Annotated in this window: 17 protein-coding genes; 13 read left to right on the top strand and 4 right to left on the bottom strand. The window is 57.7% G+C overall.

The genetic code is table 11. The annotated features are described in order from the left end of the window. Positions 1 to 7: 7 nt before the first annotated feature. Entirely contained in the window at positions 8 to 766 is a 759-nt protein-coding gene (phnP, locus tag ACOTZD_RS21085; protein ID WP_023324021.1) for a phosphonate metabolism protein PhnP, read from the top strand. Between the two features lie 52 nt (positions 767 to 818). Here phnP and yjdP read toward each other — a convergent pair whose 3' ends face one another. Continuing rightward, positions 819 to 1142, bottom strand: a complete 324-nt coding sequence (gene yjdP / locus ACOTZD_RS21080) for a DDRRRQL repeat protein YjdP (protein WP_023315236.1) — start codon at positions 1140 to 1142, stop codon at positions 819 to 821. 69 nt (positions 1143 to 1211) lie between these two features. Continuing rightward, on the bottom strand, positions 1212 to 3491 hold the full coding sequence (locus ACOTZD_RS21075) for a hybrid sensor histidine kinase/response regulator (protein ID WP_003860237.1): 2280 nt from the start codon (positions 3489 to 3491) through the stop codon (positions 1212 to 1214). A gap of 182 nt (positions 3492 to 3673) precedes the next feature. On the opposite strand from ACOTZD_RS21075, the gene ACOTZD_RS21070 reads away from it, so the two are divergent. Genes ACOTZD_RS21070 through ACOTZD_RS21045 form a run of 6 tightly spaced genes read left to right on the top strand, consistent with a single transcriptional unit; the run spans position 3674 to position 9782 of the window. After that, complete coding sequence (locus ACOTZD_RS21070; RefSeq protein ID WP_003860238.1) at positions 3674 to 5188, top strand: sugar ABC transporter ATP-binding protein; 1515 nt, start codon at positions 3674 to 3676, stop codon at positions 5186 to 5188. A 2-nt stretch (positions 5189 to 5190) separates the two neighbouring features. After that, positions 5191 to 6186, top strand: coding sequence for an ABC transporter permease subunit (locus ACOTZD_RS21065; protein WP_003860239.1), 996 nt, complete (start codon positions 5191 to 5193; stop codon positions 6184 to 6186). 28 nt (positions 6187 to 6214) lie between these two features. Then, positions 6215 to 7156, top strand: a complete 942-nt coding sequence (locus tag ACOTZD_RS21060) for an ABC transporter substrate-binding protein (RefSeq protein ID WP_003860240.1) — start codon at positions 6215 to 6217, stop codon at positions 7154 to 7156. A gap of 49 nt (positions 7157 to 7205) precedes the next feature. After that, entirely contained in the window at positions 7206 to 7892 is a 687-nt protein-coding gene (locus ACOTZD_RS21055) for a D-lyxose/D-mannose family sugar isomerase (RefSeq protein ID WP_023315234.1), read from the top strand. Between the two features lie 10 nt (positions 7893 to 7902). Beyond that, complete coding sequence (locus ACOTZD_RS21050) at positions 7903 to 8763, top strand: ketose 1,6-bisphosphate aldolase (RefSeq protein WP_045343503.1); 861 nt, start codon at positions 7903 to 7905, stop codon at positions 8761 to 8763. Next, complete coding sequence (locus ACOTZD_RS21045) at positions 8763 to 9782, top strand: carbohydrate kinase family protein (RefSeq protein WP_174402300.1); 1020 nt, start codon at positions 8763 to 8765, stop codon at positions 9780 to 9782. Before ACOTZD_RS21050 ends, ACOTZD_RS21045 begins: the two co-directional genes overlap by 1 nt. On the opposite strand, the gene ACOTZD_RS21040 is transcribed toward ACOTZD_RS21045, so the two are convergent. After that, on the bottom strand, positions 9764 to 10495 hold the full coding sequence (locus tag ACOTZD_RS21040; RefSeq protein ID WP_003860246.1) for a response regulator: 732 nt from the start codon (positions 10493 to 10495) through the stop codon (positions 9764 to 9766). The genes ACOTZD_RS21045 and ACOTZD_RS21040 overlap by 19 nt on opposite strands. 256 nt (positions 10496 to 10751) lie before the next feature. Here ACOTZD_RS21040 and fdhF point away from each other — a divergent pair, with 256 nt between their 5' ends. The 3 genes from fdhF (at position 10752) to ACOTZD_RS21025 (ending at position 14169) form a co-directional block, all read left to right on the top strand. Next, entirely contained in the window at positions 10752 to 12899 is a 2148-nt protein-coding gene (fdhF, locus tag ACOTZD_RS21035; RefSeq protein WP_080336071.1) for a formate dehydrogenase subunit alpha, read from the top strand. Positions 12900 to 13220: 321 nt separating this feature from the next. Next, on the top strand, positions 13221 to 13373 hold the full coding sequence (locus ACOTZD_RS21030) for a Hok/Gef family protein (protein ID WP_045337020.1): 153 nt from the start codon (positions 13221 to 13223) through the stop codon (positions 13371 to 13373). Between the two features lie 121 nt (positions 13374 to 13494). Continuing rightward, positions 13495 to 14169, top strand: a complete 675-nt coding sequence (locus ACOTZD_RS21025) for a tetratricopeptide repeat protein (protein WP_045337022.1) — start codon at positions 13495 to 13497, stop codon at positions 14167 to 14169. Positions 14170 to 14252: 83 nt separating this feature from the next. On the opposite strand, the gene gltP is transcribed toward ACOTZD_RS21025, so the two are convergent. After that, positions 14253 to 15566: a glutamate/aspartate:proton symporter GltP gene (gene gltP / locus ACOTZD_RS21020; RefSeq protein WP_003860256.1), complete on the bottom strand. Its 1314-nt coding sequence runs from the start codon at positions 15564 to 15566 to the stop codon at positions 14253 to 14255. A gap of 423 nt (positions 15567 to 15989) precedes the next feature. Between gltP and acs the strand changes: the two genes are divergently transcribed. The 3 genes from acs (at position 15990) to actP (ending at position 19998) form a co-directional block, all read left to right on the top strand. Next, the gene (acs, locus tag ACOTZD_RS21015) at positions 15990 to 17948 is read left to right on the top strand and encodes an acetate--CoA ligase (RefSeq protein ID WP_022650235.1); all 1959 of its coding nucleotides are present in this window, start codon (positions 15990 to 15992) and stop codon (positions 17946 to 17948) included. Between the two features lie 89 nt (positions 17949 to 18037). Beyond that, positions 18038 to 18352 (top strand): DUF485 domain-containing protein, encoded by a 315-nt coding sequence (locus ACOTZD_RS21010; protein WP_032608251.1) that lies wholly within the window; start codon positions 18038 to 18040, stop codon positions 18350 to 18352. Continuing rightward, a complete protein-coding gene (gene actP / locus ACOTZD_RS21005; RefSeq protein ID WP_023324016.1) occupies positions 18349 to 19998 on the top strand; it encodes a cation/acetate symporter ActP in 1650 nt (549 codons plus the stop codon). The genes ACOTZD_RS21010 and actP overlap by 4 nt, the downstream gene beginning before the upstream one ends. Positions 19999 to 20019: the final 21 nt, after the last annotated feature.

The raw sequence follows: 20019 nt of genomic DNA, 5'->3' as shown, positions 1-20019 counted from the left end.
GGGCGTTATGAGTCTGACGATCACGCTGACAGGAACCGGAGGGGCGCAGCTGGTGCCGGTGTTTGGCTGCGACTGCGCGGCGTGCCGACGGGCGCGTTTACAGGAAAATTATCGCCGTCGCCCCTGTAGCGCGGCGGTGAAATTCAACGATGCGGTCACCTTGCTGGACGCGGGTATTCCACACCTGATGGACGACTGGCCTGCGGGCAGCTTCCAGCAGTTTTTGCTTACCCATTATCATATGGATCACGTTCAGGGGCTTTTCCCTCTGCGCTGGGGCGTAGGCGCCACCATTCCCGTCTACGGTCCGCCAGACGAGGCAGGCTGTGACGATCTGTTCAAACATCCGGGCATCCTGGATTTCAGCCACACGGTGGAGCCATTTGTGACGTTTGAACTTCAGGGCTTGCGGGTCACGCCGCTGCCGCTCAACCATTCAAAACTCACGTTTGGCTATCTGCTGGAGTCCGCCCACAGCCGCGTGGCGTGGCTTTCTGATACCGCCGGACTGCCGGATAAAACGGTGACGTTTCTGCTAAACAATCAGCCGCAGGCGATGATTATCGACTGTAGCCATCAACCGCGCCCGGAGACGCCGCGCAACCATTGTGATTTGAATACGGTGATTGCGCTGAACGAGGTGATTGGCTGTCCGCAGGTGATCCTGACGCATATCAGCCATCAGTTTGACGTGTGGATGATGGATAACCCGCTGCCGTCCGGCATTGAAGCGGGGTATGACGGGATGGTGCTGGTGCTGGATTAGGTTTTCTCCCTCTCCCGTGGGAGAGGGTTGGGGTGAGGGCAACAGGCCGCACTTAGCCGCGATCGTAATCGTCTTCCAACCTGCGCTCGTCCTCTTCTAACCGACGCCTGTCGTCGTCCAACTGACGCTGACGCTCGTCTAAACGGCGGCGTCGATCTTCTAACTGTCGACGACGATCGTCGTACTGTCGGCTGTCGATTTGACGGCTGCGGTCGTAACGATCGTCGTCATCGTCATTACGGCTGCTGCCGGGGTTATAGGCGTCGTTGATCGCCTGCTGAATATTGCCAATAGCATCATCAATCACATCGGCATGCGCCAGTTGGCTGGTTAAAGTCAGCAGACCCAATAACAGAGCGGTAGAGTAACGTTTCATAAGGCCAGACTCGCAGGTGAACTGGCCTTAAAGTAATGACTGGCTGTTAACGGGAGTAGCGGAGGAATCTCAAATTACCATCACCTTCCGCAGTGCCTGCGCCAGCTGCTGGCGGGTAAACGGCTTACGCAGTAACGGAACGTCCGGCAGCTGCGGGTTATGCGCCGGGCGCAAATCCTGCCCGCTGATCAGCAGCACCGGCAACTGCGGATAGTGGCTGCGTACATGGCCGATCACCTCCGCACCGCTCAGGCCGCCCGGCAGCATCAGGTCGCTGATAAACATGCCGATATCCGGTGATGCGTCCAGCATGTTCAGCGCCTGCTCGCCGTTTTCGGCTTCGAGCGTCAGGTAGCCAAGCTGGTGCAGTTGCTCACACAGGGTCTGCCGCACGCCCGCCTCATCTTCCAGGACCAGCACAAGCAGCTCACTTTCTGTCGGGGCCGTGGTCGCCAGCGCGGCATCATTGGAGAACGCGGGCAGCGTCGAGCGCGGCAGCTGGAGCCGCACGGTGGTTCCCTGCCCCGGCGCGCTTTCGATCTCAACGCGCCCCCCGGACTGACGCACAAAGCCGTACACCATCGACAGCCCTAATCCGCTGCCGCTGCCGGTCTGTTTGGTGGTAAAGAACGGTTCAAAGACCTGAGATTTCACCTCCTGCGACATCCCACAGCCGTGGTCAATCACCTCCAGCGCGACCATATCCTGCCTGCGCCCGTCGCTGCGGGTCACACGCTGGTTCCAGGTGCGGATTTTAATCACACCGTTTTGCCCCTCCATTGCATCACGGGCGTTCATCACCAGGTTGATAATGGCGTTTTCCAGCTGGCTGACGTCAATCCATGCGGGCCAGGCCGGGGTTTGCGCTTCAATATCCAGCGTCAGCGTGGCGGGAAGGGAGTGCCGCATCAGCTCGCTCAGGTTCTCCAGCAGCGGCTTCATCTCTACCGCATGGGGTTGCAGGGATTGCTTGCGCGAGAAGGCCAGCAGACGCTGGGTGAGCATGGCCCCGCGTTCCGCGGCTTTGAGCGCACGAGTGATGCGCGGCGCGTCCGGTGACGCTGAATCGGTCAGCTCCAGACTGCCGATAATCACCGCCAGCAGGTTATTAAAATCATGCGCCAGACCGCCCGTCAGTTGCCCGACCGCCTTCATTTTCTGGCTGTGCAGCAGCGCCTCCTCCAGCCCCTGACGTTCGATGCGGTCGACCTCCATCTGCGAGGTCTTCTCCTTAAGCAGCCGCGTGGTGTGCTCCAGCGAAGCGGTATTGCGTGCAAAAACGTTAAACGCGCGCGCCAGTTCCCCCAGCTCATCACGCCGCTGTAGTGCGGGCACCGACACATTCTGCTCTCCGTGAGCGAGACGCGACATTGCCCTTGAGATAGCCGTCAGGTTGGAGCCCAGATTGCGATAAATATACCAGCAGGCGCAGCCGGTGATGATCAGCGCCAGCACCGCGAAAACGCTGATAAACACGCTGATGGAGCGCAGCTCCTGGTGACTTTGGGCGGTACGCAGCCGGGAGGCCTGTGCCACCTGTTCAACGTACTGATTGATGTCGCGGTTTAATATCGCTACCAGCGCCTTGATGTGGAACATGTACCAGCTGATGGACAGATCGCTCTCTTCCAGCTGCTTCGACAGTGGCGCGAGCTTGCGCAGCTCATCATTAAAATCCGGGAGCACCAGGTTGACCACCGGTTGCAGGGCGCTCGCGGGTAACATCGCGGTTACTGCATCCAGCTGCTGCACCGTGGCGCGCGGTGAAGGGGTATCAATGGCGGCAACGATCAGCCTGTCCATCTCTGCAAGCTGCCGGGCGTCTGGCACATTGCTCGCGTAACGACGGTTGATATCCTGCAAATGACGCAGGTAGCTTTGGCTTTGATACAGCGCGCTGAGCAGCGCGTTACGCTCCAGATGCCGTTTTTGCCCGCGCTCCAGCATTCCCGTCACGCTCTGCTGTAACTCATTGCTCCTGCGAATAATACGCGTCACCAGCGCCGGCTCCTGCTGCGCCAGCGGCGCATCGGCAAGCTGCTCCAGCGAGTGGCGCAGCGCCATCTGCGTCTGTTTAAGCCGCTCAGCTTCGCCTTTGTACTCCAGCGCACCGACCACCTGCGACAGCCGCACCGCCGCCGTTGCCACATTGGCCGTGTCGCGCGCGAGGTTCATGCTGCCGGTCATGTCATCCAGCGTTTGCTGCTGCACCTGCTCCTGGATCTGGCTGGCATGACGAAAGCCGAGCACCGCCACGCCGCTGACCATCAGCGTTACCGCCACCACCAGCAGGTTAAATATCAGCAGGCGACCGCGGGCGCTGGTGAAGAACGGGGGGCGTGATGGCATGGGTTTGGGCTCCTCTGCGGTTTGGTGCCCTCACCCTGGCCCTCTTCCCACAGGGAGAGGGAAAAGGAAAATGTGATGGCGATTAGCTATTCATAACTATGACAAATATGAACAGCTTCTGACATTTTGCATTTACGCGCCTGTGATGAAGTGCAGATATCGACATTCACAGGAGATCCGCCATGAGCAGAACCCCGGTTTTAGAGATGCGCCACATTGCCAAAACCTTTGGCAATTTCCACGCGCTCAAGGGCGTGGATTTGACGGTTTTCCCCGGTGAGATCCACGCGCTGATGGGGGAAAACGGCGCCGGAAAGAGCACGCTGATGAAGATCCTCGCAGGCGCCTATACCGCCAGCAGCGGCGACATCCTCATCGACGGTCAGCCGTTTCACATCAAAGGGCCGAAGGATGCGCTGGCCGCAGGAATTACCCTGATTTATCAGGAGATGCAGCTTGCTCCTAACCTGACCGTGGCGGAAAACATTTTTCTCGGTAGCGAGCTGTCGCGCGGCGGGCTGGTCCAGCGCAAAGAGATGGCTGCCCAGGCCCAGGCGGTCATTGACCGTCTGGGCGCGCAGTTCAGCGCCACCGACCTGGTCATGAAACTGACCATCGCCGAGCAACAGCAGGTGGAGATCGCCCGCGCGCTGCACCGCAACAGCCGCATTCTGGTGATGGACGAACCTACCGCCGCCCTCTCCTCACGCGAAACCCACCGTCTGTTCGAACTGATTTTGCGCCTGCGCGATGAAGGGATGGCGATTATCTACATCAGCCACCGCATGGCGGAAGTGTATGAACTCTCTGACCGCGTCAGCGTGCTACGCGACGGGCAATACGTCGGCAGCCTGACGCGCGACAAGCTCAACGCCTCCGAGCTGGTGCGCATGATGGTGGGTCGTCCGTTAAGCGACCTGTTCAACAAAGAGCGCGATATTCCGCTCGGCAGCCCGCGTCTGAACGTGCATCACCTCACGGATGGCAAAAAAGTGCAGCCGTGCAGTTTGCAGGTTCGCTCCGGTGAAATCGTCGGGCTGGCAGGGCTGGTCGGCGCCGGGCGTTCTGAGCTGGCGCAGCTGATCTTCGGCGTGCGCAAAGCCACCGGCGGCATGATTGAGGTGGACGGCGAACCGGTGGTGATCCACTCCCCGCGCGCGGCCATTGAGAACGGCATCGGTTTTCTCACCGAGAACCGCAAGGAGCAGGGGCTATTTCTGGAGCTGGCGGCGCAGGAGAACATCACCATGGCGACGCTGGAGCGCGACGCCACCTTCGGCTGGCTGAACCGCAAAAAAGCGCAGTCGATTTCCGATGACGCCATCGCCCTGCTCAATATCCGCGTGCCGCATTCTCAGGTGCGCGCAGGCGGGCTCTCCGGCGGCAACCAGCAAAAACTGCTGATCTCCCGCTGGGTGGCGATAGGCCCGCGCATTCTGATTCTGGACGAACCCACGCGCGGCGTGGACGTCGGGGCAAAAAGCGAGATCTACCGCATCATGAACCAGATGGCGCGCAAAGGGGTGGCGATCCTGATGATCTCCAGCGAGCTGCCGGAAGTAGTAGGAATGAGCGACCGGGTGTACGTGATGCGGGAAGGCAGCATTGCGGGTGAACTGCACGGGCGCGACATCTCTCAGGAAAACATCATGACGCTGGCAACCGGCGTGAACGACACACATCATCAGGCGGTGTAATTATGACAACTCCAACCCATCCGCAGCAGGTGGCGAAATCCGCCTCTGCCAAAAAAATGCTGATGAGCGATCTGATGCAAACGATCGGCATTTTGCCGATTTTAATCCTGATTGTGGCTGTATTTGGCTTTATCGCTCCGAACTTTTTCACAGAAAGTAACCTGCTCAATATTACCCGGCAGGCGTCGATCAACATTGTTCTGGCGGCCGGGATGACCTTCATCATCCTGACCGGCGGTATTGACCTCTCCGTGGGCTCGATTCTGGGCACCACGGCGGTGGCGGCGATGGTGGTCTCGCTTATCCCTGAATTTGCGATGCTCTCCATTCCGGCGGCGCTAATGCTCGGTATGGTACTGGGGCTGTTCAACGGCGCGCTGGTGGCCTTCGCCGGACTTCCGCCATTTATCGTCACGCTCGGCACCTACACGGCGCTGCGCGGCGCGGCCTACCTGCTGGCGGACGGCACGACGGTCATTAACTCCAACATCAACTTCGAGTGGATCGGCAATAACTACCTCGGCCCGATCCCCTGGCTGGTTGTGATCGCCCTGGCGGTGATTGTGGTGTGCTGGTTTATTCTGCGTCGCACAACCCTCGGCGTTCACATCTATGCGGTCGGCGGCAATATGCAGGCGGCGCGCTTAACGGGCATTAAGGTCTGGCTGGTGCTGCTGTTTGTCTACGGCATGAGCGGCCTGCTCTCCGGTCTCGGCGGCGTCATGAGCGCTTCACGTCTCTACAGCGCCAATGGCAACCTCGGCACGGGGTATGAGCTGGATGCAATTGCGGCGGTGATCCTCGGCGGCACCAGCTTCGTCGGCGGGATCGGCACGATCACCGGCACGCTGGTCGGTGCCTTGATCATCGCCACCCTCAACAACGGCATGACGCTGATGGGCGTCTCCTACTTCTGGCAGCTGGTGATCAAAGGGGCGGTGATCATCATTGCGGTGCTGATCGACAAATACCGTACCCGACACCATCAAAGTGCATAACAACAATACCCTACGTGAGGAATACAGCATGAGATTGAAGCCCTTAGTGACCGCGCTCTGTGCTGGCGCGCTGCTGGCCGCAACCCCGTTTGCGCAGGCAAAAGATCTGAAATCCATCGGCGTGACGGTGGGCGACCTGGCTAACCCGTTCTTCGTGCAGATCACCAAAGGTGCCGAGCTGGAAGCGCGCAAGCTGGCGGGGGACAACGTCAAGGTGACGCTGGTCTCCAGCGGGTACGATCTGGGCCAGCAGGTGTCGCAGATTGATAACTTCATTGCGGCGAAAGTGGACATGATCATCCTCAACGCCGCGGATTCCAAAGGGATCGGCCCGGCGGTAAAACGCGCCAAAGAGGCGGGGATCGTGGTCGTGGCGGTTGACGTGGCGGCGGAAGGGGCCGATGCGACCATCACCTCCGATAACACCCAGGCGGGTGAGATGGCCTGTAAGTACATTACCGACCGCCTGAAAGGTAAAGGCAACGTGGTGATCATCAACGGGCCGCCGGTTTCTGCGGTACAAAACCGCGTGGAGGGCTGCCAGACCGAGTTCAGGCGCCACCCGGATATCAAAGTGCTCTCGGATAACCAGAACGCCAAAGGCAGCCGTGAAGGCGGGCTGGAGGTCATGACCTCCCTGCTGGCGGCTAATCCGAAGATCGACGGCGTATTCGCGATTAACGATCCTACCGCGATCGGCGCCGATCTGGCCGCGAAGCAGGCGCAGCGCAACGAGTTCTTTATCGTTGGTGTGGATGGCAGCCCGGACGGTGAAGAAGCCCTGAAGCGCGAAAACTCCCTGTTTGTGGCGACGCCAGCGCAGGATCCGCAGGTGATGGCGGCGAAGGCGGTGGAGATCGGCTATGACATTCTTCAGGGCAAACCTGCGCCGAAAGAGCCTGTGCTGATCCCGGTGACGATGATCGATAAAAAGAACGTCGGCACGTATAAGGGGTGGACGGTTAAATGATCCTTTTCCCTCTCCCACCGGGAGAGGGAACTGTTTTCAAGGAGTCCCCATGAAACGCTCCGACATCAATGAAATCCTCGGCCATACGCGGCAGTTCTTCTCCATGCACGACGTGCATCTCCCGCCTTTTGCCAGCTTTCCGCCGACAAAATGGCAGCAGCTTGACCAGGCCGCATGGCAGGAGGTGTTTGACCTCAGGCTCGGCTGGGACGTGACGGCATTTGGTGGCAACAACTTCGCTGCACAGGGGTTAACGCTGTTCACCCTGCGCAACGGCTCCCCCAACGGCGTGCCCTATGAAAAGTGCTATGCCGAAAAAATCATGCACGTCCGCGACGGCCAGGTGACGCCGATGCATTTTCACTGGCGCAAGCGGGAGGACATCATTAACCGCGGCGGCGGGAATCTGATTATTGAGTTATGGAATGCGGGCGCGCATGAAGAGACCGAAAACACCGACGTGACCGTTACCGTCGACGGCTGTCGGCAGACGCACACGCCCGGCAGCCAGCTGCGCCTCACACCAGGGGAGAGCATCTGCCTGACGCCCGGCCTGTACCACAGTTTCTGGGGTGAACGCGGCTTTGGCGACGTGCTGGTGGGCGAAGTGTCGTCGGTCAATGACGATGAACACGACAACCACTTTTTACAGCCCATTGACCGCTACAACACCATTGAAGAAGACGAACCGGCGGTGCTGGTGCTGTGCAACGAGTACAACCTGTTTCGGATATAAGGAGTGAATGATGCCATTGATTTCTCTTGCCGATGGTCTGGCCCACGCCAGGGAACACCGCTACGCCCTGGGCGCGTTCAACGTGCTCGACTCCCACTTCCTGCGTGCGCTGTTTGCCGCCGCGAAACAGGAACGCTCGCCGTTCATCATCAACATCGCCGAAGTGCATTTTAAGTACGTGTCTCTGGAGTCGCTTGTCGAAGCAGTGAAGTTCGAAGCCGCCCGTCACGATATTCCCGTGGTGCTTAACCTCGACCACGGGCTGCATTTTGAGGCCGTCGTGCGCTCCCTGCGCTTAGGGTTCAGCTCGGTGATGTTCGACGGCTCGACGCTGAGCTATGAGGAAAATATCCGCCAGACGCGGGAAGTGGTGAAGATGTGCCATGCGGTGGGCGTCTCGGTAGAGGCGGAGCTGGGCGCGGTCGGGGGTGATGAAGGGGGTGCGCTTTACGGGCATGCGGATGAAGCCTTCTTCACCGATCCGCAGCTGGCGCGCGAGTTTGTCGATTTAACCGGTATCGACGCGCTGGCGGTCGCCATTGGCAACGCGCACGGCAAATACAAGGGCGAGCCGAAGCTTGATTTCCCGCGTCTGGACGCCATTCGACAGCAGACGGGCCTGCCGCTGGTTTTACACGGCGGCTCTGGCATAAGCGATACTGATTTCCGCCGCGCCATCGAGCTGGGCATTCATAAAATCAACTTTTATACCGGCATGTCGCAGGCCGCGCTCGCCGCCGTTGAGCAGCGCATGGCAAACCGCCAGCCGCTGTACGATGAATTTGCAGAGCTGCTGCTGGGCATTGAAGAGGCCATTACCGATACGGTTGCGGAACAGATGCGCATCTTCGGCAGCGCGGGGCAGGCATAATGGAACGCAAAGGGATTATCGCCGCAGGCAACATGCTGGTGGATCACGTCCACCAGATCGTACAGTGGCCGGAGCGCGGCTGGCTGGCGGAAATCACCCACAGTGAGCGCTCAACCGGCGGTGCGCCGCTCAACGTTCTGCTGACGCTGGCGAAAATGCACGTCGGCCTGCCGTTACAGGCGGTGGGGCTGATTGGGGAAGACAGCGACGGAGACTATATTCTGGCGATGCTCGACCAGTATCACGTCAATCGCCAGCGCGTGGAGCGTACAACGTTCGCCCCAACGTCGATGTCGCAGGTGATGACCGACCCCAGCGGACAGCGCACTTTTTTCCACTCGCCGGGCGCCAACCGCCTGCTGGATCTTCCCGCCTTCGATCGTTTAGACGGATCGCTGAAGATCTTCCATCTCGGCTACCTGCTGCTGCTCGACAGCCTGGACATGCCGGACGAGGAATTTGGCACCCGCAGCGCGCGGTTACTGGCACAGATGCGCGATCAGGGGTATGAAACCTCGCTCGATCTGGTGTCCCGCAAGGGCGATCCGCGCTATCAGCCGCTGGTGCTCCCTGCCCTGCGCCATCTTGATTATCTGGTGATTAACGAGCTGGAAGCCGGTGAGTTTAGCGGGCTTGAGATCCGTGACGGCCATGATGCGCTGAACATGGCCCATATCGCCGACGCTGCCACACAACTGCTGGCGGCAGGCGTGCGACAGCGGGTGGTGATCCACTGTCCGGAAGGGGCATGGGGTGAAGCGCCGGGTGAAAAAGGGCAATGGGTTCCGTCGTGGAAGCTGACGCAGGACGAGATTATCGGCAGCGTCGGCGCGGGCGACGCGTTTTGCGCGGGCTTTTTATACGGCTGCCATGAATCCCTGCCGCTGACGGAGAGTATTTATCTGGCGCACGCCTGCGCGCGGGCCAGCCTGCTGGCGGCTAATGCGATTGACGGCGCGAAAACGCTGGCCGAGCTTCAGGCGTTTATTCAGGAGAACGGTCAGGCGGCTTTCTCATGATGGGAAACGTCCGTGGCAAAAACATAGCCCAGACCGCGAATGGTTTTGATCAGCAGAGGCTGGTGCGGATTGACCTCAATTTTTCGCCGTAGCCGCATGATCAACACGTCGATAGTGCGGTCAAAGACCTCGGCGCTTTCGCTGTGGGTCAGCTTCAGCAGCTGTTCACGACTCAGTACCCGGCGGGCGTTTTGCGTTAATGCCAGCAGCAGGCCATATTCGCCCTGGGTTAACGGCACGGTATTACGCTGCGGATCGCTCAGCTCGCAGCGGGTGGTGTCCAGCGTCCAGCCGTTAAAGGCAATACCTTCAACGCGCGGCGCGGCAGGCTCCGCGTCCAGCGCGCCGGTACGACGCAGCACCGCCTTAACGCGGGCGACCACCACGCGCGGATTGAACGGTTTTCCGATGTAATCATCAGCGCCCATTTCCAGCCCGACGACCACATCTGATTCACTTCCCAGCCCCGTCAGCATTACCACCGGTAGCGATGGTCGCTGCTTTTGCAGTTGCAGTAAAACCTGTAATCCGTTGATATCCGGCAGCATCATGTCCAGCAGAACCAGCGCAATGCCGGAGTCCTGCTGGACACGGTTCACCGCGTCCTGCCCAGAGTGACACGTCAGTACGGTAAAGACGTGCTCGCTGAGCACATCCTGTAGCAGTTCGCAGACTGCGACATCATCGTCAACCACCAGAATCGCCGGTTTCATCGCATGCTTCCGTCAGGGAATTATGTTAAGTCTGAACCATTCTGCCGCCGGCTCCAGCCGAATTGTTTTTTACGTGACGGAAATTCAATCCATGTCACATCCCCTGCCCTTTCGACACGTCAATTTTGACGATTGGCTGTTTTTCGTCAGGGTTTTGCCACGCAAAGGGTCGTAAAGTCAGGAAATACCCATAATAAAAACATGGCATAGAAGCTGCATATTGGGCAGGTAAGAACTGTTTAACTGGAGCAAAGTGATGAAAAAAGTCGTCACGGTTTGCCCTTATTGTGCCTCAGGTTGCAAGATCCACCTGGTGGTCAATAACGGCAAAATCGTCCGGGCGGAAGCGGCGCAGGGTAAAACCAATCAGGGCACGCTGTGCCTGAAAGGATATTACGGCTGGGATTTTATTAACGATACCCAAATCCTCACCCCGCGCCTGAAAACCCCTATGATCCGCCGCGAGCGCGGCGGCAAGCTGGAAGCCGTCTCCTGGAATGAAGCGCTGGATTACGTCGCCACGCGCCTCAGCGCCATCAAGGCCAAGTATGGCCCGGATGCGATTCAGACCACCGGCTCCTCACGCGGAACCGGGAATGAAACCAACTATGTGATGCAAAAATTCGCGCGCGCCGTTATTGGTACCAATAACGTCGACTGCTGCGCTCGCGTCTGACACGGCCCATCGGTTGCAGGTCTGCACCAGTCGGTCGGTAACGGCGCAATGAGTAATGCCATCAACGAGATAGATAATACCGATCTCGTCTTCATCTTTGGTTATAACCCGGCGGATTCTCACCCTATCGTCGCGAACCACGTTATTCGCGCTAAACAGAATGGGGCGAAAATCATCGTCTGCGATCCGCGCAAAATTGAAACCGCGCGCATTGCGGATATGCACATTGCATTGAAAAACGGTTCAAACATCGCGCTGTTGAACGCAATGGGGCACGTCATTATTGAGGAGAACCTGTACGACCAGGCGTTTGTCGCGACCCGTACAGAAGGCTTTGAAGAGTATAAGAAAATAGTCGAGGGCTATACGCCTGAATCCGTCGAAGCGATAACCGGCGTCAGCGCGCAGGAGATTCGTCAGGCGGCCAGAATGTATGCCGGGGCAAAAACCGCCGCCATTCTCTGGGGCATGGGCGTGACCCAGTTCTACCAGGGCGTGGAAACCGTGCGCTCGCTCACCAGCCTCGCCATGCTGACCGGCAATCTGGGTAAAGCGCATGTGGGCGTGAACCCGGTGCGTGGTCAGAATAACGTGCAGGGTGCGTGTGATATGGGCGCGCTGCCGGACACCTATCCGGGCTACCAGTACGTCAAATTCCCGGAAAACCGCGAGAAGTTTGCGAAGGCCTGGGGCGTGGAGAGCCTGCCGGCACACACCGGGTATCGCATCAGCGAGCTGCCGCACCGCGCGGCGCACGGTGAAGTGCGTGCGGCCTACATCATGGGTGAAGATCCGCTCCAGACCGACGCCGAACTGTCCGCAGTGCGCAAAGGCTTTGAGGATCTGGAGCTGGTGATTGTTCAGGATATCTTTATGACCAAAACCGCGGCAGCGGCGGATGTGATTTTGCCGTCGACCTCCTGGGGCGAGCATGAAGGTGTCTATACGGCGGCAGACCGCGGCTTCCAGCGCTTCTTCAAGGCCGTCGAGCCGAAATGGGATCTGAAAACGGACTGGCAGATCATCAGCGAAATCGCCACCCGCATGGGCTACCCGATGCACTACAACAACACCCAGGAGATCTGGGACGAGTTGCGGCATCTGTGCCCGGACTTTTATGGGGCAACCTATGAAAAAATGGGTGAGCTGGGCTACATCCAGTGGCCGTGCCGGGATGAGTCAGAATCCGATCAGGGGACGTCATTCCTCTTTAAAGAGAAGTTCGACACCCCGAACGGGCTGGCGCAGTTCTTCACCTGCGACTGGGTCGCGCCGATCGATAAGCTCACCGACGAGTATCCGATGGTGCTCTCCACCGTGCGTGAAGTGGGCCACTACTCCTGCCGTTCCATGACCGGCAACTGCGCCGCGCTGGCGGCGCTGGCGGATGAACCGGGTTACGCGCAGATCAACACCGCCGATGCCGAACGGCTCGGTATTGAAGATGAAGCGCTGGTGTGGGTGAATTCGCGTAAAGGCCGCATCATTACCCGCGCGCAGGTCAGCGACCGTCCGAACAAAGGGGCAGTCTATATGACCTACCAGTGGTGGATTGGCGCCTGCAACGAGCTGGTGACCGAGAACTTAAGCCCGATAACCAAAACGCCGGAGTATAAATACTGCGCCGTAAACGTGGAGCCCATTGCGGATCAACACGCTGCGGAACAGTATGTGATCGACGAATATAACAAGCTGAAAGCCCGACTGCGCGAAAGCGCAATGGGTTGAAGCCGTTAATTTATCGTTGAATAAAGGGAGTGATATATTCACTCCCTTTTTATTTCCGATTAATTCATAAGAAATAGAAATTATTATTCTGGAAAGCGGCTCGCAGAAATAATGTAATTTACGCAGAATAGAATTACATCTTTGCATTTTAATTCAGAGGGATAAGATGTGCGGCGGGTGCTTAAGACTTTCTGTCTTGAGCATTGTTGAGGGACAGAAAGTAGAAAGCCCCGGGAAATTTTCATTTACCCGAGGCTACTCCCTCAACTCCAACAAGTTGAGAGTAGCCTCTTATTCTTTTTTTGACAAGGAGTAAAAGGCATGACGCCATTAAAAACTGCGTTAGGCATCGTCTTTATTGTTTGCCTGACGATAGTGATCTTTACCTTTATTACTCGCGGCAGGCTCTGCGAGTTTTCAATAAAGAGTGAACATCAGGAGGTGGCGGCGAAATTAGCCTGTAACGCAGCCTAACCTCTTCGGGCGGAACGCGTGTTCTGCCCGGCTTGTGGGATGCTGAGGTCTTAACGCACCCGTTTTTTTCTTCTGTCGCCGCGATTATACTGCGCGGCGTGTACACAGATGATAAGAATCCATGAAAATCCTTTTTCTGATGTTGTTATTTTTCACCGCGTTTGCCCATGCCGATGAGATAGGCAGCCAGTATAAAAAGCAGGCTGAAGCGGGCGATGCGCGCGCGCAGTATTATCTCGCCGATACCTGGTTCAGTTCCGGCGACAGCGCGCAGGCGGCGCTGTGGGCGGAAAAAGCGGCAAAAGGCGGTGATGTCGACGCCATGGCGCTGCTGTCGCAAATCCACTTTTCGCAGGGTGACTATGCGCAGGCTAAAGCCCTGGCCCAACAGGCAAACATTGCGGGCAGCAAACGCGGCGCGATCATGCTGGCGCGTGTGCTGGTGAACACGCAGGCGGGCAAAACCGACTACCCGCAGGCCATCGCACTGCTGCAATCGGCGACCGAAGACATCGATAGCGACTCGGCGGTAGACGCGCAACAGCTGCTGGGGCTGATCTATGCCAACGGCGTTGAAGTTCCTCAGGATGACGTGCAGGCCGCATCGTGGTTCAAGCGGAGTTCGGCTCTGTCCCGGACGGGCTATGCGGAGTACTGGGCAGGAATGCTGTTCAGGCAGGGTGAGAAAGGCTTTATCACACCGAATAAGCAGAAAGCGCTTTACTGGTTAAACCTGAGCTGTACCGAAGGGTTTGATACCGGGTGTGAAGAGTTTGATGCATTGAGCGGGGAGTAAATTGTTGCCCGGTGGCGCTGCGCTTACCGGGCCTACGGCTTATGCAGGCCGGGTAAGGCGAAGCCGCCACCCGGCTTTTTACATCACTGGTCAGCCGTTTTATCAAAACGACCCAGTACCTCGCGTTCATACGCCAGCGCTTTTTTACGGTCGAACTTGTGTTCCCACTTAGCGATTACCAGTACCGCCAGGGCATTACCCACCACGTTCAGCGCGGTACGCGCCATGTCGAGGATACGGTCCACACCGGCAATAAACGCCAGGCCTTCCAGCGGAATACCGACGCTGCCCAGCGTCGCCAGCAGCACCACGAAGGAGACGCCCGGCACGCCTGCGATCCCTTTTGAAGTCACCATCAGCGTCAGAACCAGCACGATTTCCTGCCACAGCGACAGGTCAATGCCGTACAGCTGCGCGATAAAGATCGCTGCAATACTCTGATACAGCGTTGAACCATCCAGATTGAAGGAGTAACCGGTCGGTACAACGAAGCTGGTAATGGACGCCGGCGCACCGTAGGCCTCCATCTTCTCAATGATACGCGGCAGTACGCTCTCGGAGCTTGCCGTGGAGTACGCCAGAATCAGCTCATCCTTCAGGATGCGGATCAGGATCCAGATGCTGAGCCCGCACAGGCGCGCCACAATGCCCAGCACCACCAGCGCGAAGAACAGAATCGCGAAGTGCACCAGAATCACCAGCTTCGCCAGCGGCCACAGGGAGGCAAAGCCGAAGTTCGCTACGGTCACCGCAATCAGCGCGAACACCCCGACCGGCGCATAACGCATCACCATGTGGGTGACTTTGAACATGGTTTCGGAGATAGAGCGGAACACGGTCACCAGCGGTTCACGGTGCGTCGCGGGCAGGGAAGAAAGCCCCAGGCCAAAGAGTACCGAGAAGAAGATGATCGGCAGCATCTCGCCCTTCGCCATGGACGCGATAATGTTGGTCGGTACCAGCGAGAGAATAGTCCCCATCAACCCATGCGAATGGCTCTGCACATCGGCGGTTGTGCTTTGGTATTTCGAAATATCCACCGTCGCCAGCTGCGACATATCGATCCCGGCACCAGGCTGGAACACGTTCGCCAGGGTGATGCCAAGTACGATGGCAACCGTGGTGATCACTTCGAAATAGAGAATGGTTTTAACGCCGATGCGGCCTAACTGTTTCGCATCACCAACACCCGCGATACCGACCACCAGCGTCGAGATCACAATCGGCACAACAATCATCTTGATCAGATGAATAAAGATATCGCCCGCAGGGGAGAGAAGGTTCGCAATCAGCCACTCGCGACTGTCGCTATGATAATGGAGGTAACTGCCCAGCAAGATGCCCAGCACAAGGGCCAGCAGGATCTGCCAGGCCAGGCTGACTTTCAAATTTTTCATAGAAAATGACTTCCTCAATGAAATCTCCGCACCATCAAAACTGCATGAATATGGAGACATACTGAAAGGGTATGAATTGTGTTGCGTTGGTTTATGGGATTTTTTAACGCGCCGTATGAGTATCATTTGCACGGCATGCTGCGCAAGCCTTAAAGAACAAGGCATTTCACTGCAAAAAGTGTCATTGTCGGTAATTTATAGCAATTCGCATAAATAACCGTTTGTTATACAAAATATTTTCACTTCAAAAAAGTGAATAATTCTTCAGATGAATTATTTCCCTTCAAAGTTTCATTCGCTCAATTTTCATACTCTTCAGACATTGCGTGATCTGTCGCCCAAATACTAAACAAAGCTTGTAAAGCCCCTACTATTAACGTTTTTGCGACATATTATTAACATCTTACAAGGAGAAAAAAAGCCATGAGCCAAATACACAAACACGACATTCCCGCAAACATTGCGGACCGTTGCCTGATAAGTCCGGAGCAGTACCAGGAGAAATACCAGCAGTCCGTTTCCAGCCCTGACGCGTTCTGGGGTGAGCAGGGTCACATCCTCGACTGGATCAAACCTTATCAGAAGGTAAAGAACACCTCTTTCGCGCCGGGCAACGTCTCCATTAAATGGTATGAAGACGGCACGCTGAACCTGGCGGCGAACTGCCTGGACCGCCATCTTGCCGAACGCGGCAACGAAACGGCCATCATCTGGGAAGGCGACGATGCCTCTCAGAGTAAACACATCTCGTATAAAGAACTGCATCGCGACGTGTGCCGCTTTGCCAACGTGCTGCTGGCCCAGGGCATTAAAAAAGGCGATGTAGTGGCGATCTATATGCCAATGGTGCCGGAAGCGGCGGTGGCGATGCTGGCCTGCGCGCGCATCGGCGCGATCCACTCCGTTATCTTCGGCGGCTTCTCGCCGGAGGCGGTTGCCGGGCGTATTGTCGACTCGAATTCGAAGCTGGTGATCACCGCTGACGAGGGCGTGCGCGCCGGGCGCGGTATTCCGCTGAAGAAAAACGTTGATGAAGCGCTGAAAAACCCGAACGTGAAATCCATCAGTAACGTCATTGTCTTCAAACGCACGGGCGGCAAAATCGACTGGCACGAGGGGCGTGACCTGTGGTGGAGCGATCTGATTGAAAAAGCGAGCGACCAGCATCAGCCGGAAGAGATGAACGCGGAAGATCCGCTGTTTATTCTTTATACCTCCGGCTCCACCGGCAAGCCGAAAGGCGTGCTGCATACTACCGGCGGCTATCTGGTTTACGCGGCCACCACCTTTAAATACGTTTTCGACTACCATCCGGGCGACATCTACTGGTGTACCGCCGACGTGGGCTGGGTCACCGGCCACAGCTACCTGCTGTACGGCCCGCTGGCCTGCGGCGCAACGACGCTGATGTTTGAAGGCGTACCGAACTGGCCAACGCCGGCGCGTATGTGCCAGGTGGTTGATAAGCATCAGGTCAACATTCTCTACACCGCGCCAACGGCGATCCGCGCATTAATGGCGGAAGGCGATAAAGCCATCGAAGGCACGGACCGCTCTTCCCTGCGCATCCTCGGCTCCGTGGGCGAGCCGATCAACCCGGAAGCCTGGGAGTGGTACTGGAAGAAGATCGGCAACGAGAAGTGCCCGGTGATGGACACCTGGTGGCAGACCGAAACCGGCGGCTTTATGATCACCCCGATGCCGGGCGCCACGCAGCTGAAAGCCGGTTCGGCCACCCGTCCGTTCTTCGGGGTACAGCCTGCACTAGTGGATAACGAAGGCAATCCGCAGGAAGGCGCCACCGAGGGCAATCTGGTGATCGTCGATTCCTGGCCTGGCCAGGCGCGTACCCTGTTCGGCGACCACGAGCGGTTCGAGCAGACCTACTTCTCGACCTTCAAAAACATGTACTTCAGCGGCGACGGCGCGCGCCGGGATGAAGACGGTTATTACTGGATCACCGGACGCGTGGACGACGTGCTGAACGTCTCTGGCCACCGTCTGGGCACGGCGGAGATTGAGTCTGCGCTGGTGTCGCATCCGAAGATTGCCGAAGCGGCGGTTGTCGGCATTCCGCACAACATCAAAGGCCAGGCGATCTACGCCTACGTCACCCTGAACCACGGCGAAGAGCCGTCGCCAGAGCTGTATACCGAGGTGCGCAACTGGGTGCGTAAAGAGATCGGCCCGCTTGCCACGCCGGACGTGCTGCACTGGACCGACTCGCTGCCGAAAACCCGTTCCGGCAAGATTATGCGCCGTATCCTGCGCAAAATCGCGGCAGGCGACACCAGCAACCTCGGTGATACCTCAACGCTCGCGGATCCTGGCGTGGTGGACAAACTGCTCGAAGAGAAGCAGGCCATCGCAATGCCTTCATAATTTTTTTCTCCCTCTCCCCTCACCCTAACCCTCTCCCCATAGGGGAGAGGGGATAAAACAAACCAACCTTACTTCTGGAGATTTCTGTGATGAATAACGATATTTGTCAGCAGATAGAGAATAGTGCGCACTACAGGGAGCTGGTCGAAAAACGGCAACGGTTTGCCTTCTTGCTTTCCATCATCATGCTAATTATCTACGTCGGCTTTATTCTGCTGATCGCCTTTGCGCCGCACTGGCTGGGCACCCCGCTGCATGAGGGTACCAGCGTCACGCGCGGTATTCCGATTGGGATTGGCGTTATCATCATTTCGTTTGTGCTCACGGGTGTGTACGTCTGGCGTGCGAACGGTGAATTCGATCGTCTTAACAGAGAAGTTCTGCGCGAGGTAAAAGCATCATGAAGAGAATTCTGACGGCGCTCGCCGCCACACTTCCCTTTGCTGCCCATGCAGCAGATGCCATTACCGGCGAGGTCCAGCGCCAGCCAACCAACTGGCAGGCGATTATCATGTTCCTGATTTTCGTGGTGCTGACGCTGTATATCACCTACTGGGCGTCGAAACGCGTGCGCTCCCGTAACGATTACTACACCGCGGGCGGCAACATCACCGGCTTCCAGAACGGTCTGGCGATTGCGGGAGACTTTATGTCTGCCGCCTCGTTCCTTGGGATCTCCGCGCTGGTGTATACCTCAGGGTATGACGGCCTGATCTACTCCCTCGGCTTCCTTGTCGGCTGGCCGATCATTCTGTTCCTGATTGCCGAGCGCCTGCGTAACCTGGGGCGCTATACCTTTGCTGACGTCGCCTCCTATCGCCTGAAGCAGGGGCCGATTCGTACCCTCTCCGCCTGCGGTTCGCTGGTGGTGGTGGCGCTGTACCTGATTGCGCAGATGGTGGGTGCGGGTAAGCTGATCGAGCTGCTGTTCGGCCTGAACTACCACATCGCGGTGGTGCTGGTGGGCGTGCTGATGGTGATGTATGTCCTGTTCGGCGGCATGCTGGCCACCACCTGGGTACAGATCATCAAAGCGGTACTGCTGCTGTTCGGCGCCAGCTTTATGGCCTTTATGGTGATGAAGCACGTTGGGTTCAGCTTCAATAATCTGTTTACCGAAGCCATGTCAGTGCATCCGAAAGGGGAAGCGATCATGAGCCCGGGTGGGCTGGTGAAAGATCCGATATCCGCGCTCTCGCTCGGTCTCGGCCTGATGTTCGGTACCGCAGGTCTGCCGCATATCCTGATGCGCTTCTTCACGGTGTCAGATGCGCGTGAAGCGCGTAAGAGCGTGTTCTACGCCACCGGGTTTATGGGTTACTTCTATATCCTGACCTTTATTATCGGCTTTGGCGCGATCATGCTTGTGGGGGCGAACCCGGCGTTTAAAGACGCGGCGGGCGCGCTTATCGGCGGTAACAACATGGCGGCGGTGCATCTGGCCGACGCGGTGGGCGGCAACCTGTTCCTTGGCTTTATCTCTGCCGTGGCCTTCGCCACCATCCTCGCGGTGGTTGCAGGGCTGACGCTGGCCGGCGCGTCGGCGGTCTCGCATGACCTCTACGCCAACGTTTTCCGTAAAGGCGCGAGCGAGCGCGATGAGCTAAAAGTCTCCAAAATCACCGTGCTGGTGCTGGGCGTCGTCGCCATCCTGCTGGGGATTTTGTTCGAGAAGCAGAACATCGCCTTTATGGTCGGGCTGGCCTTCTCGATTGCGGCAAGCTGTAACTTCCCGATCATTCTGCTCTCAATGTACTGGTCAAAACTGACCACCCGTGGGGCGATGATTGGCGGCTGGCTGGGGCTGCTGACGGCGGTGATCCTGATGATTCTGGGCCCAACGATTTGGGTGCAGATCCTCGGTCACGAAAGCGCTATCTTCCCGTATGAATACCCGGCGCTGTTCTCCATTGCCGTGGCGTTTGTCGGTATCTGGGTCTTCTCGGCTACCGACAATTCGCCGGAAGGTAACCTGGAGCGCGAGAAATTCCGCGCCCAGTTTATTCGTTCACAAACCGGTCTTGGCGTTGAGCAGGGCCGCGCGCACTAAACCTTTCTCCCCGGCCATTCT

Origin of the sequence: Enterobacter cloacae complex sp. SHL022 (assembly GCF_049237785.1) — a bacterium.
Taxonomy (GTDB): domain Bacteria; phylum Pseudomonadota; class Gammaproteobacteria; order Enterobacterales; family Enterobacteriaceae; genus Enterobacter; species Enterobacter hormaechei_C.
The sequence above is the reverse complement of the archived record's forward strand: the minus strand, read 5'-3'. Positions and strand labels throughout refer to the sequence as shown.

Coding starts and splice junctions, on each gene's coding strand:
- phnP (WP_023324021.1), top strand. CDS start 8: ATGAGTCTGACGATCACGCTGACAGGAACCGGAGGGGCGCAGCTGGTG.
- yjdP (WP_023315236.1), bottom strand. CDS start 1,142: ATGAAACGTTACTCTACCGCTCTGTTATTGGGTCTGCTGACTTTAACC.
- ACOTZD_RS21075 (WP_003860237.1), bottom strand. CDS start 3,491: ATGCCATCACGCCCCCCGTTCTTCACCAGCGCCCGCGGTCGCCTGCTG.
- ACOTZD_RS21070 (WP_003860238.1), top strand. CDS start 3,674: ATGAGCAGAACCCCGGTTTTAGAGATGCGCCACATTGCCAAAACCTTT.
- ACOTZD_RS21065 (WP_003860239.1), top strand. CDS start 5,191: ATGACAACTCCAACCCATCCGCAGCAGGTGGCGAAATCCGCCTCTGCC.
- ACOTZD_RS21060 (WP_003860240.1), top strand. CDS start 6,215: ATGAGATTGAAGCCCTTAGTGACCGCGCTCTGTGCTGGCGCGCTGCTG.
- ACOTZD_RS21055 (WP_023315234.1), top strand. CDS start 7,206: ATGAAACGCTCCGACATCAATGAAATCCTCGGCCATACGCGGCAGTTC.
- ACOTZD_RS21050 (WP_045343503.1), top strand. CDS start 7,903: ATGCCATTGATTTCTCTTGCCGATGGTCTGGCCCACGCCAGGGAACAC.
- ACOTZD_RS21045 (WP_174402300.1), top strand. CDS start 8,763: ATGGAACGCAAAGGGATTATCGCCGCAGGCAACATGCTGGTGGATCAC.
- ACOTZD_RS21040 (WP_003860246.1), bottom strand. CDS start 10,495: ATGAAACCGGCGATTCTGGTGGTTGACGATGATGTCGCAGTCTGCGAA.
- ACOTZD_RS21030 (WP_045337020.1), top strand. CDS start 13,221: ATGACGCCATTAAAAACTGCGTTAGGCATCGTCTTTATTGTTTGCCTG.
- ACOTZD_RS21025 (WP_045337022.1), top strand. CDS start 13,495: ATGAAAATCCTTTTTCTGATGTTGTTATTTTTCACCGCGTTTGCCCAT.
- gltP (WP_003860256.1), bottom strand. CDS start 15,566: ATGAAAAATTTGAAAGTCAGCCTGGCCTGGCAGATCCTGCTGGCCCTT.
- acs (WP_022650235.1), top strand. CDS start 15,990: ATGAGCCAAATACACAAACACGACATTCCCGCAAACATTGCGGACCGT.
- ACOTZD_RS21010 (WP_032608251.1), top strand. CDS start 18,038: ATGAATAACGATATTTGTCAGCAGATAGAGAATAGTGCGCACTACAGG.
- actP (WP_023324016.1), top strand. CDS start 18,349: ATGAAGAGAATTCTGACGGCGCTCGCCGCCACACTTCCCTTTGCTGCC.